15 protein-coding genes are annotated in these 14,142 nt (G+C 33.6%); 10 read left to right on the top strand and 5 right to left on the bottom strand.

Annotation, left to right across the window (positions count from 1 at the left end; genetic code table 11):
- Positions 1-4: 4 nt before the first annotated feature.
- Positions 5-739 carry a 6-carboxyhexanoate--CoA ligase gene (locus tag MMJJ_RS06260; RefSeq protein ID WP_104838119.1) on the bottom strand — a complete coding sequence of 245 codons (735 nt, stop codon included), beginning with the start codon at positions 737-739 and terminating at the stop codon, positions 5-7.
- 185 nt (positions 740-924) lie between these two features.
- On the opposite strand from MMJJ_RS06260, the gene MMJJ_RS09355 reads away from it, so the two are divergent.
- Entirely contained in the window at positions 925-1,080 is a 156-nt protein-coding gene (locus tag MMJJ_RS09355) for a hypothetical protein (protein ID WP_169929108.1), read from the top strand.
- 15 nt (positions 1,081-1,095) lie between these two features.
- Here MMJJ_RS09355 and MMJJ_RS06255 read toward each other — a convergent pair whose 3' ends face one another.
- Positions 1,096-2,718: a tRNA uridine(34) 5-carboxymethylaminomethyl modification radical SAM/GNAT enzyme Elp3 gene (locus MMJJ_RS06255; protein ID WP_104838118.1), complete on the bottom strand. Its 1,623-nt coding sequence runs from the start codon at positions 2,716-2,718 to the stop codon at positions 1,096-1,098.
- A gap of 130 nt (positions 2,719-2,848) precedes the next feature.
- On the opposite strand from MMJJ_RS06255, the gene MMJJ_RS06250 reads away from it, so the two are divergent.
- Together MMJJ_RS06250 and MMJJ_RS06245 are read left to right on the top strand one after the other, a co-directional pair.
- Positions 2,849-3,364 (top strand): nicotinamide-nucleotide adenylyltransferase, encoded by a 516-nt coding sequence (locus MMJJ_RS06250; protein ID WP_104838117.1) that lies wholly within the window; start codon positions 2,849-2,851, stop codon positions 3,362-3,364.
- A 128-nt stretch (positions 3,365-3,492) separates the two neighbouring features.
- On the top strand, positions 3,493-3,948 hold the full coding sequence (locus tag MMJJ_RS06245) for a 30S ribosomal protein S15 (RefSeq protein ID WP_011171523.1): 456 nt from the start codon (positions 3,493-3,495) through the stop codon (positions 3,946-3,948).
- 68 nt (positions 3,949-4,016) lie between these two features.
- On the opposite strand, the gene MMJJ_RS06240 is transcribed toward MMJJ_RS06245, so the two are convergent.
- Positions 4,017-5,588 carry a dihydropteroate synthase-like protein gene (locus MMJJ_RS06240; RefSeq protein ID WP_104838116.1) on the bottom strand — a complete coding sequence of 524 codons (1,572 nt, stop codon included), beginning with the start codon at positions 5,586-5,588 and terminating at the stop codon, positions 4,017-4,019.
- A 121-nt stretch (positions 5,589-5,709) separates the two neighbouring features.
- Between MMJJ_RS06240 and MMJJ_RS06235 the strand changes: the two genes are divergently transcribed.
- From MMJJ_RS06235 to MMJJ_RS06210, 6 genes are all read left to right on the top strand, one after another.
- The gene (locus MMJJ_RS06235; protein WP_104838115.1) at positions 5,710-7,611 is read left to right on the top strand and encodes an IGHMBP2 family helicase; all 1,902 of its coding nucleotides are present in this window, start codon (positions 5,710-5,712) and stop codon (positions 7,609-7,611) included.
- A 181-nt stretch (positions 7,612-7,792) separates the two neighbouring features.
- Positions 7,793-8,287 (top strand): pyruvoyl-dependent arginine decarboxylase, encoded by a 495-nt coding sequence (locus MMJJ_RS06230; protein ID WP_104838114.1) that lies wholly within the window; start codon positions 7,793-7,795, stop codon positions 8,285-8,287.
- A gap of 123 nt (positions 8,288-8,410) precedes the next feature.
- Positions 8,411-8,779 carry an adenosylmethionine decarboxylase gene (gene speD / locus MMJJ_RS06225; protein WP_104838113.1) on the top strand — a complete coding sequence of 123 codons (369 nt, stop codon included), beginning with the start codon at positions 8,411-8,413 and terminating at the stop codon, positions 8,777-8,779.
- On the top strand, positions 8,776-9,618 hold the full coding sequence (gene speE / locus MMJJ_RS06220) for a polyamine aminopropyltransferase (RefSeq protein ID WP_104838112.1): 843 nt from the start codon (positions 8,776-8,778) through the stop codon (positions 9,616-9,618). Before speD ends, speE begins: the two co-directional genes overlap by 4 nt.
- A 36-nt stretch (positions 9,619-9,654) precedes the next feature.
- Positions 9,655-10,503, top strand: a complete 849-nt coding sequence (speB, locus tag MMJJ_RS06215) for an agmatinase (protein WP_104838111.1) — start codon at positions 9,655-9,657, stop codon at positions 10,501-10,503.
- Between the two features lie 102 nt (positions 10,504-10,605).
- Positions 10,606-10,848: a hypothetical protein gene (locus MMJJ_RS06210; RefSeq protein WP_011171530.1), complete on the top strand. Its 243-nt coding sequence runs from the start codon at positions 10,606-10,608 to the stop codon at positions 10,846-10,848.
- A gap of 22 nt (positions 10,849-10,870) precedes the next feature.
- On the opposite strand, the gene MMJJ_RS06205 is transcribed toward MMJJ_RS06210, so the two are convergent.
- Entirely contained in the window at positions 10,871-11,284 is a 414-nt protein-coding gene (locus tag MMJJ_RS06205) for an EamA family transporter (protein ID WP_104838110.1), read from the bottom strand.
- A gap of 32 nt (positions 11,285-11,316) precedes the next feature.
- A complete protein-coding gene (gene serA / locus MMJJ_RS06200; RefSeq protein WP_104838109.1) occupies positions 11,317-12,888 on the bottom strand; it encodes a phosphoglycerate dehydrogenase in 1,572 nt (523 codons plus the stop codon).
- Positions 12,889-13,030: 142 nt separating this feature from the next.
- Between serA and carA the strand changes: the two genes are divergently transcribed.
- The gene (gene carA / locus MMJJ_RS06195) at positions 13,031-14,131 is read left to right on the top strand and encodes a glutamine-hydrolyzing carbamoyl-phosphate synthase small subunit (RefSeq protein WP_104838108.1); all 1,101 of its coding nucleotides are present in this window, start codon (positions 13,031-13,033) and stop codon (positions 14,129-14,131) included.
- Positions 14,132-14,142 lie beyond the last annotated feature (11 nt).

Genomic DNA, 14,142 nt, shown 5'->3' with positions numbered 1-14,142 from the left:
ACACCTAATAAACAATCACGGGCATATTTTCAAGTTTATCGTAGAGTTCATCGATATCAGAATTTTCAGCAAAGAATACCCGTCCCCCAACCTGGCCGCTATCTTTAAGATTTAATATTCTAAAGTATCCTTCCTTAGTTGCAACGTAACCTGTTGTATAAGAAAAGTTATCAGAGGTACAGAGTTCTGCAATAATGTCACAGTTTACAACTTTTGTTGCAATTGCAATTGCATCAACAGTTCTTTCGGTTAACGAATCATCTTTTAAAATTTTTTTAGATAATTCTTCAGCTGTATCAATATTTCTTACCCTAATTCCTCGATCTGAACTTTTTTCAAGCCGGTTTCCATCTAAATCTAAAATTGCGGCTCCCCGCATATTTCCTGCATCAATTATTTTAAATGCAGAGTCAATCAATTCATCAATTTTTTCAGTATCTTTTTCATTCTTCAAAAAATATTTTTCTAACTCTTTTTTCAAGATATCTCTTGCAAATTCTCTAGACTTTTCTTTTGAGTTTGAATTAACCGTTTTTATTTTGAGGTGCTCAATGTAATTTATCTTTTCAGTGACTTTTTCCACTTTCAAATTTATAAAATCGGGAACCCCATTTTCGTGATTCATTGCACGTTTTATCAATTCTGAAGAAATTTCTTCAATTTTTTCTTCATTAACTAACCTTTCAGCCCCTGAAACGTGATTTCCATTGCTTGAAGCTCTCATTTTTAAACTAAACATTTTTTAATCTCTTAATTTTTCTTTAAATATAAATCAGTTTTTTTGTATTTATCATTATCGATAATTATAATAAAGACGGATAATCTGTCATTATTTTTAATTAAAAACATCTATCACGATTTATAATGAGCAAATAGCTATATATAGGGAGTATTTCATAGTAATAGCTAACAACAGGTGAAATTATGATAAATACAAAAGTTAAAACCCAAGAATTAGACTTCAATGAAATCGATGAAATTTCAAACGACCTTAAAAGACCATACCGCGGAAACAATGCCATAAAATACGCAGCTTACGCTTTCAACGTAGTAGTTATTGCATCTCTATTCTTACACTAATTTAAAAAAGAAAAATTATTTAAGAATTTTACCCATATACGGACCGACTCTTTTGTATCCAAGTTTTTTATAGTATTCTCGAACACCTATTCCGCTATTGATTAATATTTGATCTTTATTGAACTCTCTTGCGATTTTCTCAGCTTCGTCAATTAAAAGTCTGCCGTAGCCTTTGTGCTGCCACGAAAGTTCTTTTGAGCTACCTTCAAGTTCTTTCTGCTGTCCACAAACATGAACCTGCCTTATAAGTGCAGATTTATCGGTTATTTCTTTTCTAAATGGATTATTTGGTATTCTAAGTCTTAAATAACCTATCAAAAGATCATTTTTAGTATCTTCAAATGATAAAAATATCTCTTTTCCACCACTTGCTTCGTAATCTTCCCTGCATAATTTGATACTTTCTAAATCCGGTTTTATTCCTTTTTTGTATGTAACGTGGCCTACTTCCCTGCACCTTATACATTTACATTTTATTCCTTCTTCTTCCAAATTATTGTAAACGAGTTCTCCAAGGTTACTTTTCTTAACTCCCGCATCAATTACGGTTACAGGAATATCTCTTTGAATTCTTGAAGTCCTGACCCATTTTGGCATGATTGATTTTCCATAGGTGATAACTTCTACTGCCGTTTCATCAGTCATTGGGTTAAATTCTCCACTTTGCCATAATTCATAGACTTCTGTTCCAGGAATAACAAGGCAGGGGTAAAATTTAATCAAATCAGGTTTGAAGTTTGGATTTTCAAATACTGTTTTAATTGTTTCTTTATCCATTTCTGGAGTTGTTTTTGGAAGTCCAGGAATTAAGTGGTATGAAACTTTCAATCCGCTGTCCTTTAAAAGCTGTGTTGCTTTAATTGACGCATCAGTTCCGTGTCCTCTTTTTACAAACTCTAAAACTTCATCGTTTGTACTTTGAATTCCAAGTTCAACTCTCGTAGTTCCTAATTTTAACATTTCATTTATTTCTTTTTCATTGCAATAATCAGGCCTTGTTTCAACAGTAAGTGCAACACACCTGTGCTTTGCAGTTTCGTTTTTTTCCTGTGCTTTTTGAAGTGTTTCTGAAACTTCGCCATTCATTGCATCAAGACATCTTTTTATGAAGTTTTCTTGATATTCAATGTCTCTTGCTGGAAAAGTTCCGCCCATTATTATCAATTCTACCTTGTCTGTTGGGTGACCCACTTTTTCAAGTTGTGAAAGCCTTTCACTTGTTTGAACGTATGGATCAAAATTATACATTACTCCCCGCATTGTCGCAGGTTCTTTTCCAGTATAACTTTGCGGAACATCTCCAAAATTACTTTCTTTTCCACCGGGACAGAATGAACATTTTCCATGCGGACATGGTTCAGGGGAAGTCATTACTGCAACAACCGCAACGCCTGAGAGTGTTCTTATTGGTTTTTTTCTCAAAAGTGGAAGTAATTCCTTTTTTTCTTCTTCTGAAGCTTGACTGATAATATCTGAATTTGGAGGAAATCCCACGTTTAAATCGAATTTACGAAGACATCTTGCCTTGATATCCTCCACTTTTTGTTTTTTCCTCTTTGGATCCAGATCTTTTATTTTTTCCTTTTCAACTAAAAGATTAGAAATGATACAACGTATAAATTCTGAATAGTCGCTCAAAAAATCACCTGTCTCGAAATAATAAACAGTAATATATAAAAACAGAATATAACTTTATTTAGTAATTCTTACTTCGTTATCTTATTAAATTATATTTATGTTTATCTTTTTACTGGAAATTGGTGGTTTTATGAGAGCTTTTCTAATCGGCAGGTGGCAGCCATTTCACAAAGGGCATTTAGAAATAATTAAAAAAATCTCTGCGGAAGTTGACGAGATAATTGTGGGCATTGGAAGCTGTCAAAAAAGTCATACTCTAACAGACCCGTTCACTGCAGGGGAAAGAATGATGATGATTACAAAAACACTTGAAAATTACGACATAAATTATTACGCAATTCCAATCATCGATATAGATTATAATGCTGTATGGGTTTCGTCTGTAGAGTCATTAACCCCCCCATTTACTACCATTTACACGGGAAATTCACTTGTTAGAGAACTATTCTCTGAAAGAAATTATGTGGTTAAAAAACCAGAATTATACAATAGAACAGACTACTCTGGAACAAAAATAAGGAAAAAAATGTTAGAAGGCAGTGCTTGGGAACACCTAGTTCCTGAAGAAGTCGTAAAGGTAATTGAAGAAATCGATGGAATCAACAGAATCAGAAGATTAAACGAAAAAGACTACGATGAAGAATAATCCGCCTATAAATTTAACTTAAAGAATACCCAATAATTATATATAAGATATCAAACTAACAGGATTAAGTCAATGACTTAGGTAACAACCTTACTCATTGGACTGGGAATCATCTAGAGGAGATATAAATGGCAAGATTACACTCAGGAAAAAGAGGTTCCTCCGGTTCAACGAGACCATTAAGAACAGAAGTTCCAGAATGGGTTTCAATGAGCGCTGAGGATATTGAAGCAAAAATCGTTGAAATGGCAAAAGACGGTAAACAGTCAGCTATTATCGGAAACATTTTAAGAGATATGTACGGAGTTCCTAACGTAAAATTAATCACCGGCAAAAGCGTTTCATCAATCATGAAAGAAGCTGGATTTTACGCAGAAGTTCCAGAAGATCTCTTCAACTTAATGAAAAAAGCAATCAACTTGAGAAACCACTTGGAAAACAACCCAAGAGATACACACTCAACAGTTGGTTTAAAATTAATCGAATCAAAAATCAGAAGATTGGTTAAGTACTACCGAGGTACAAAAGTATTGCCAGCTAAATGGAGATACTCACCAGAAACTGCAAGATTATTGGTCGAATAATCAAATTAATTTCTTTTTCTATTCTTTTTTGAAAAATTAAAACAGTATTTTAAGTGTTTTATAATATTTTATTGATTCCAAAATTCATTGTAAAACAGATCAAAGTCTTGATTGTATTTTTTACCAAGTTTTAGTGCAAGTTCGGCATTTCTAAGTTCTTTCCCAAAATATGCCGCGTGATCCATTTTGGTAATTAAATTTTCTCTTAAAGCAGTTTCATAGATTTTTTTAGGACCATTTCCTTTAATAATTAATTTTGGTTGATTTTTTACATAATAAGTTGCAATTATTTCTTTATTTTTTCTATCAACTCGGATTTTAAAGCTTCCCCCATCAAGAAGTTGTTTTTCATTTTCAACTGCATCAATTATTTTTACATCTTCCAAATCAAACTCTTCGTCGGATTTTTTATCCTTGTAGTTTATTAAATCGTACCCCACATCTTTTGGAAGCGAATTTCTCATTTTTGCCAAAAATAACATTTTTGATGCGGTTTTCAATTCTTTTATTGAAAATTTGCACTTTGAAGAAGCTTCAGGAGTAAACAAAATATTTCCCCCAACTTCTTGGCCAATTGCTGCAATACTTGCATTTACACCGTTGCTATCAACATCGAATAATTCTGTAACATTTCCAATTCCAAAAAACATAGGAATATTATTTCTTTTTTTGAATTCGTAGCATGCAATTACACTTTCTGTGAAATTACAACCACTGTTATTTATCGGCTCTAAAATCGGGTCTGCAACTGCTAATAAATTATTTTCTTTAAATTTTTCAAGAATTTTTTCCATATTTTGAATTTTTTCTGAAATTGACTCAGGAACTTCGTTTGTTTTGTAGTTTGTTGGAAGAACAACTGATACCGTGTTTTTTTCTTTTAAATGTGGAAGCAATTCATCGAAATTTCCTGAGTCCACACTTAAAATCATGTCAACATCTAAATTCACTGCTTCAATGAGTTCTTTAGTATTTAATGTATCGACACTGACAGGTTTATCAGTAATATCCCGTACAGTTTTTATTATCTGCTTTAAATCTTTAGAATAATCTTCATTGCTGACCATTCCTAAATCAATCATGTCTGCTCCGGATTCAACATAATAATTTACTTTTTCTTCGAGTTCTTTTTTGGAAAGCCATGGAACGTGAACAATTTCTCCGAGAACCCTCATTGGGTAATCGTTTCCAACTTTTAAATTTCCTATTTTGATATTTCCCGGGTTTAATGGTAATTTTTCAGCATTTTCTATATCTTTTTGGGCATTTTCTCGTATAAATTTAGAAATTTGCGAATCTGCATAATCTACTGTTGAAAGATTAATTTTATCCATATTTTTTATTAAAACTGGAATGTCTGATGCTTCTCTTGTTGATTTAAAACATTTTATTCCAGTTTCTTCGTAAATTCTTGCCAAGTCATGTCTTATAAGTCCAGTTACTAGTACAAAATCATATATTTCGGATAATTTTTTGTTTTTTACATCTTCAAGCTTTTTTATTTCTTTTATTATCAAATTTGGAGTTAAAAAAGCAGCAATTGAGATATTTGCTTCGTAAACGTCTATAAAGTCGTAATTTTTGATTGTAGATGAAACTTTATTAAAAGCTTGCTTTCCAGTTATAACAAGTATTTTCATTAAATCACCGAAAAAGATATGGAATTTTTAAATTAGAATCCAAAATACTTCTGATTTTTAGGAATAATCTTAAAAATTACTACTACATATATTGCTAGTAACTAATAATGTTTGTGATATGATGACTTTAAAGCAGATTTACGTCAATAAATTTAAGGAACTTGTTAAAAAAGAGCGAGACCACGAAATAAATTTTCATAAAGAAGAAATTAAAAAATTGGGGATAAAACGTGAAAACGTTGGAAGGGCCATTTTAAACTTAAACGGAAAAGTTCTTAGAGAATTCTTTGGAGAATATATTGTAAGGTATGGAAGAAGTGAAAAATTTAAGAAAACCGATATTTCTGTTGGAGATATCGTTTTGATCAGTAAAGGAAACCCACTTCAAAGCGACCTTTTAGGAACAGTAATTGAAATTGGATCAAATCACGTAGATGTTTCGACGGAAATCGTTCCTAAATGGGCTTTAAACGATATAAGACTCGACCTCTACGTAAATGACGTTACATTTAAAAGAATGTTAAATGCACTTGATAAATTTAATAGTACGGATAATCGGCTTATTGATATCATTTTAAGCGTAGATAGTCCACAAAAATCTAAATCAACTGAAATTCGCTTTTTAGACTATCGATTAAACGAATATCAAAAAGAAGCGGTTTTAGAAGCTCTTAGTGCAAGAGATTTATATTTGATACACGGGCCTCCAGGAACTGGAAAAACCAGCACCATTTCTGAAGTAATTTTACAGGAAGCTTTGAGGAAAAACAAAGTCATTGCAACTGCCGATTCAAACATTGCAGTTGATAACATATTATCAAATATTTCAAAACACGAGTCTTTCAAAATTGTTAGAATAGGGCACCCCTCAAGAATTTCTAAAAAATTAATGAAATATTCTTTACAGAACAAAATTACGGAACATCCAAACTACTCAACATTAGTAAAACTAAAAACAGAACTTCAAAAAAACTATGATTTGAGGAAAAATTTCCAAAGACCTGACCCAAAATGGCGAAGAGGAATGAGTAATGATGACATTATCATTTTTTCAAAGCTAAATAAAGATATAAGAGGAATTCCCAAAGAAACCATTAAACAGATGGCAGATTGGGTAATTTGCAGCGAAAATATTGCTAAAACAAAAGAAAATGTCCAAAAATTTGAAAAAAAGCTAATTGACGATATCATATCAACCAGTGATGTTGTTGTTGCTACAAATTCTATGGCAGGAAGCGAGATTTTAGAAGATTACAAATTTGATGTTTGCGTAATCGATGAAGGAAGTCAGTCAACGGAACCATCTTCATTAATCCCAATTGTAAGATCGAGAAAATTAATTATTGCAGGAGATCACAAACAACTTCCACCAACCGTTCTCAGTGATGAATTGGAACTTAAAAAAACACTTTTTGAAAGAATGATTCATGAAAATCCTGAATTTTCAAAGATCCTCCAAGTTCAGTACAGGATGAATGAAAAAATCATGGAATTTTCAAACGAAATGTTCTACGAAAATAAGCTTATTGCACACGAATCTGTAAAATCGCATAATTTACTTGAGATTGTAGAAAATGTTTCAAACGAAGATAATGACATCATAAATGAAAAACCGCTTCAATTTATAAATGTTGATGGAGAAGAACAACAGGATTCATTTAAATCATCATACAACGTTGAAGAAGCCGAAAAGGTATTAGAAATTGTCTCAAAACTTCAAAAATATGAAATTCCGGTAAGTGTAATAACTCCGTACGATGCACAGGTAAAATATATCTCCAAAATGCTAAATACGGATAAAATAGATGTTAAATCCGTTGATGGGTTTCAGGGCCGAGAAAATGAAGTAATAGTGATTTCATTTGTTCGAACTGATAAAATGGGATTTTTAAAAGACCTTAGAAGATTAAACGTTGCAGTTACTCGGGCAAAGCGAAAGTTGATAGTTGTCGGTTCCAAAAATTTATTGATAAAGGACGATGCATACTCTAAATTTTTAAATTGTTTCAATGATAACCAGTAATCAAAAGAAAAGATTGAATATTTCCCGAAATAATTAAATAATACCGCTTTATTCCTTTTATTTTTGCGACCGAATGATTTATATATGATAATCTTTTATTTAGTTTGATAATTATTATTCTCTATTTTGCATAGCTATTTAAAACTCAAAAATTTAAAAAATACGAGAGGTGTCTAGTCTTATGATTAAATCAAGTGCAATACACTCCCCATTCGAAGCTCCAAACACGATTTCCCTTGTTGCAGGAACTGGTGATGCAAACAACCCATTAAATGCTTTCGACATGTCGTTGTTAAAATCTGGTATCGGAAACTTAAACCTGATCAGAATTAGCAGCATTATGCCTCCAAAAGCAGACATTATTCCACTCCCAAAAATACCGCAAGGTTCACTTGTTCCTACCGCATACGGTTACCAGATAAGCGAAGTAAAAGGTGAAACCGTTGCAGCAGGTATCAGCGTTGCAATTCCAAAAGATAAAGAATTATGTGGACTTATCATGGAATACGAATGCGTTGGCGGTAAAAAAGAATGTGAAGATACCGTTAGAAATATGGCTAAAGAAGGTTTCGAAATGAGATGTTGGGAAATTGACGAAATAATCTCAATCGCTTCAGAACACACTGTTGAAAATATCGGATGCGCATTTGCAGCTGCAGCACTCTGGTACAAATAAGATATATAGTTGTAATTTAGAACTATAATAAAAGTTCACATATGTGGGATATTGAAACCATGATTTTAAAAAGAACTGTCCAAAAAAACATAAATTTCAAAAACGCTAAAAGAGGCGAGACCGTTGAAACAGTTAGGAAAACACATCATCCTCGAACTTTGGGGATGCGAGAGTCAAGCCCTGGATGACCAACCAGGCATAGAAAAAATGCTTGTTAATGCAGTAAAAGCATGCGGAGCTACATTAATCTGTGTAAAAACACACAAATTCTCACCCCAGGGGGTAACTGGGGTTGCAGTATTATCTGAAAGCCACATAAGTATTCACACTTGGCCGGAACTTGGATACGCTGCAATGGACGTATTTACCTGCGGGGAACACGTTAAACCTGAGGATACAATCCCAGAAATTGAAAAATTCTTAAAACCTGAGAAAACAGAAGTTATGGATATCAAAAGAGGAATTATTAATGACGGGGAGGTGAAAGAATGAAATTCGATGCATGGTATACGGAACCACAAACTGAAAATTTAAGCCTTTCAACCAAATTAAAAGACATACTTTATGTTGGGCACTCAGAATACCAAGAAATTCAAGTTCTTGACACTTACGAGTTTGGAAGAGTCTTGATTTTAGAAAACACGTACCAAACTACTGAAAGAGATGAATTTATATACCACGAATTGATTTCACACCCTGCACTCTTTACGCACGGAAACCCTAAAAAAGTTCTTGTCATTGGTGGAGGAGATGGCGGATCTGTTAGGGAAGTTTTAAAACATAAAAGCGTTGAAAAAATAGATTTTGTTGAACTCGATGGACAGGTTGTAGAAGTTGCAAAAAAATTCCTTCCAACCTTAAGCTGCGAAATAGACAACGAGAAAGTAAACACGATGATTACGGATGGAATTAAATACGTTGCAGAAACTTCTGAAAAATACGACGTAATCCTCGTAGACTGCCCAGACCCAGTTGGCCCTGCTGCAGGATTATTCGAAAAAGAATTCTACAACAACCTCTACAAATGCTTAAATGATGACGGAATCATGGTTCAACAGACAGAAAGCCCACTTTTACATGAAAAATTGATAAATAAAATCAAAGGACACTTAAAAGATGCTGGCTTTTCAGTAATAAGACCACTCGTATGTAGTATTCCAACATACCCTAGCGGATTTTGGAGCTTTACCTTAGCTTCAAAGAAAAACGATCCATTAAATTCCGATGTTTCAGAAATTGAAACTAAATTAAAAGATATGACTACAAAATACTACGACCAGGACGTTCACAAGGGAGTATTTTTAGCAACACCTAGATACTTAAAAGAATAATTCTTAACTTTTTTATTGTTTTTTTGGTGATAATTCATGTATTTTGAAGATTATTCCAAGTTTCTCACAGCTTATGATACATTTAACGATGCTGATTTTGTTATTTTTGGAATCCCTTTCGATGCTACAACATCATACAAACCAGGCGCAAGATTTGGGCCTGATGAAGTTAGAAACGCTTCATGGGGACTTGAAACATTTAGCCCAATTTTAAAAAAAGATTTAATCGATGTAAAAATTTGCGACAAATACAATCTTTTAATGGAAGGAAATCAGTCTGAAATCATAAATCGGGCATATGGTGCTTCAAAAGATATTTTAGAAGCTAAAAAAATACCTGTAATGATTGGTGGAGAACATTCTGTAACATACCCCGTTGTAAAAGCTGTAAAATCGGTTTATGATGACTTTGCAGTAATTCATTTCGATGCTCACTGCGATTTAAGGGAAGAATACATGGGTAACGAACAGTCCCATGCAAGTGTAATTAGGAGAACTTACGATTTAACAGAAGATATCTTCCAGTTTGGAATTAGAAGTGGCGACCAGGATGAATGGGAATTTGGATGGAAAAATACCAATATTTCAATGGAAATGCCCACAAAAGACGATATCAAAAAGATCAAAGAACTTGAAAAACCAGTTTACGTAACAATCGATATTGATGTACTCGACCCTGCATTTGTACCAGGAACTGGAACTCCAGAACCTTGCGGATTTACACCAAAAGAGCTTATAAACTCACTTTATCTTTTGGAAGAAATTAAAGAAAAAATTGTTGGTTTTGACGTGGTTGAAGTTTCACCTCATTACGACATCGGCAAGATTACATCTGTTACCGCAGCAAAAATCATTCGTGAATTGATACTTACCATAAGCAAATAATACGTCAATATTTTCAAAAATAAGCGTGCATACAAAATCAAATGTTAAAATTTAAATATAAAAATAAACATATCTGTAAAAAGTAAGAATCGTGGTGATAATTTGGTATCTGAAAATGTAATGAAAACTATTGAGGAAATAGAATCACAAATCTCCCAAGATGGTAGATACATAGAACTTGTAACAACTGTCGAATATTTAATCGGCTTAGTTACAGAAGAAAAAAAGGAAACATTTAGGAAAGCTTTAAACGATGCTGAAAACGTTGAAGATGTAAAAGAAGTATTAAATGCTATTAAATTACAGATCGGATCCCAAGGCGCTAAAAAATACCTCGGAATTTAATTAAAAATTTTTTTATTCTATTTTAACTGTTAATTGAGAGTACAATTACTCCGCTTAATATCATTGCAATTCCCGCTATCTGGGTAAATGTTAACTGCTCTTTTAAAAAAATTATTGCCAGAACCGTGGTTATTGCAGGCCCTATTGAAGATAAAGGTACTACAACGCTCGCCTTTCCCTTGTTTAATCCATAATAAAGTGCAAGTGTTCCAAGTATCACAAGAACTGCAGCAATTGCCCCGTAAATTAAAACTTTATTTGGGTAATCGAGTAAATTTCTGCACTTTCCTCCAAATAATATAACACATAAAACAATTCCAACAATATTTACAATGATCCACTGAAGATACGGATCCTCATTTGAAACAACTTTTGCAAAAAAAGTACCTATACCATATAAAACTGCAGCAAGTAGTCCAAGAATTACTCCTTCCATATCCTGCCCCCGAAAAATTAAAAAAAATTAAATTAGATGTTTATTGATTTTGCAGCCCTTACGTTTTCCATTTTCCTGATTTCATCGAGTACCTCATCTGAAATCATGTGGTCAATATCTAAAAACATTATGCTGTGTCCTCCAGGCTCTCTTCTTCCAACTTGCATTCCTGCAATGTTTATTCCGTGTTCACCGAGAAGAACTCCAACTTTTCCAACCATTCCGGGTCTGTCGATGTGTTTTATTATACAGATTGTTCCTTCAGGTTTTATATCCATTCTGTACCCATTAATTTCTCTAAACACGACTTCGTTATGTTCAATACTTCCAATTATTGAAATTTCGTCGTTTTCCCCTTTTGCAGAAATTTTTATTGAATTTCCATAGTCGCTTTCAGACATTGTTCCTTCTGCAATTTTTATGTTCCTGCTCTTTGCAATTACTGGTGCATTTACTAAATTAACACCTGCAAGTAATATTGGGGCTAAAATACCTTTTAAAAATGACCTTTTGAGTATTTCAGTCTTTTCTTTTGCAAGACCGCCCATGTAGGTGATTTCTAAAAGTTCTATCGAGTTATCAAGGTACTGTATTGCCATTGAACCCATTTTTTCCGCTAAAACCATGTATGGTTTTAATTTTTTCATTTTTTCAGTTGGAACCATTGGAAGGTTTACAACATTTTCTGCAGATTCCCCTTTTAATATTTTAACCGTTTGTTCCGCAACAATTGTTCCTGCACTCAATTGTGCTTCTTCTGTTGAAGCACCTTGATGTGGAGTTCCGATTAAATTATTAAGTGTTAAAAGAGGGCTTTCTTTTGGAGGTTCTTGTTCGAATACATCGAGAGCTGCTGCTTTGATTTTTCCACTGTTTAATGCATCATAAAGTGCAACTTCGTCGATTAATCCCCCTCTTGCGCAGTTCATGATAACCATGTTGCTTTTCATGAGTGCAATCTGCTCTTTTCCAATCATGTGTTTTGTTTTGGGAGTTAATGGAACGTGAAGTGTTATAAAGTCACTTACAGTACAGAGTTCATCTACAGTTAACAATTTTATTCCAAGTTCTGATGCAACATCTTCTGGAATATATGGATCATATGCAACAATTGTCATTCCAAAAGCTTGAGCTCTTTTTGCTACTTGCTGTCCAATCCTACCAAGACCAACAATTCCGAGCGTTTTTCCGTAAATTTCCATTCCCTTAAATGATTTCCTGTCCCATTTACCGCTTTTAATTGATGCAGTAGCTTGAGGGATATTTCTTGCTGCTGCGAGCATCATACCAAATAAAAGTTCTGCAACTGAAATTGACGATGCATCTGGTGCATTTACCACAACTATTCCTTTTTCTGTTGCTGCATCTAAATCTACGTTATCTACACCAACTCCAGCTCTTGCAATAACTTTTAAATTTTCTGATGCTTCGATAATTTCTCTTGTAGCAGTTGTTCCACTTCTAATTACCAGCGCATCTACATCTTTAATTTTTAATTTTAGCTCTTCAACATTTAACCCAGTTGCAACTTCAACTTCGCCTGCCTGTTTTAATATTTCAACGGCACTTTCATGCAGCGGGTCAGTTATAAGTATTTTTGACATTTAATCACCTAAATGAATACAATTTACTACACATCTCAAATTACACAAAATAATTATGACTAATAATTTAAATAACTACTCGAACTAACCTAACTGATAAATAGCATGATAACAAACTTATAGAAAAATTATGGTGGAATTGATGTACGGAATTTTAGTTTTGGAAGACGGCACAATCATCCGAGGAGAAGGATTTGGCGCAGAATCGGAAGTCCTCGGTGAACTCGTATTTAACACTTCCATGACAGGATACGTTGAAATATTAACTGACCCATCTTACAAAGGCCAGATTATTACAATGACGTATCCTTTAGAAGGAAACTACGGTGTCGAAAAGGAATGGTTTGAAAGCGATGGAATTAAAGCAGAAGGATTCGTTGTAAAAGATATTACTGGAAAAGAACTCGACGAATTTTTAAAAGAATATAATATTCCAGGAATTTCAGGCGTAGACACAAGATACATAACAAGAAAAATAAGATCAAAAGGGGTCATCAGATCACTCTTAAAAACGTCCACCAACCCGATAAGTAAAGATGAAGAAACAGAATTAATCAAAAAAGTAGTAGATTATCCAGATATCTCAGAAATTGACCTTGTTCCTGAAGTGTCAACCAAAGAAACAGTTGAATACAGCGCAGAAGATGAAAAAACCAGATGTGTTCTTATTGACTGCGGTGTAAAACAGAGCATTGTAGACTGCCTAGTTGAAAGAGGATGCAGTGTTGTAAAAGTTCCATACAATTCTAAAGAAGAAGAAATTATATCATACAATCCAGACTTTGTACTTGTGTCAAATGGCCCTGGAGACCCTGAAAACATGACTGAAACAGTAGATACTGTTAAAAACTTAATTGGAACACTTCCAGTTACAGGAATTTGTCTTGGACACCAGATAATTACAATTGCACTTGGTGGAAAAACATACAAATTAAAATTCGGTCACAGGGGCGGAAACCAGCCAGTAAAAGATGTTGAATCGGGAAAAGTATACATCACATCACAAAACCACGGGTTTGCTACTGACGATAAAATAGTTCCGGCAGGTTCTGAATTGATGCACATGAATTTAAACGACGATACCGTTGAAGGAATAAGAAAAATTGAATCAAGTGATCTCAAAAATACCGTATGGAGTGTTCAGTACCACCCAGAAGCGGGTCCTGGACCACATGATGCAAGATTCCTCTTTGATGAAATGGTTGAACTTGGAATTAAATCTAAAGCTGAAAAAGCAAATTAACTTTTTCAAAA

This window comes from Methanococcus maripaludis (assembly GCF_002945325.1).
Lineage (GTDB): Archaea > AGJL01 > Methanococci > Methanococcales > Methanococcaceae > Methanococcus > Methanococcus maripaludis.
This window is presented reverse-complemented; position numbering and strand designations above follow the sequence as displayed.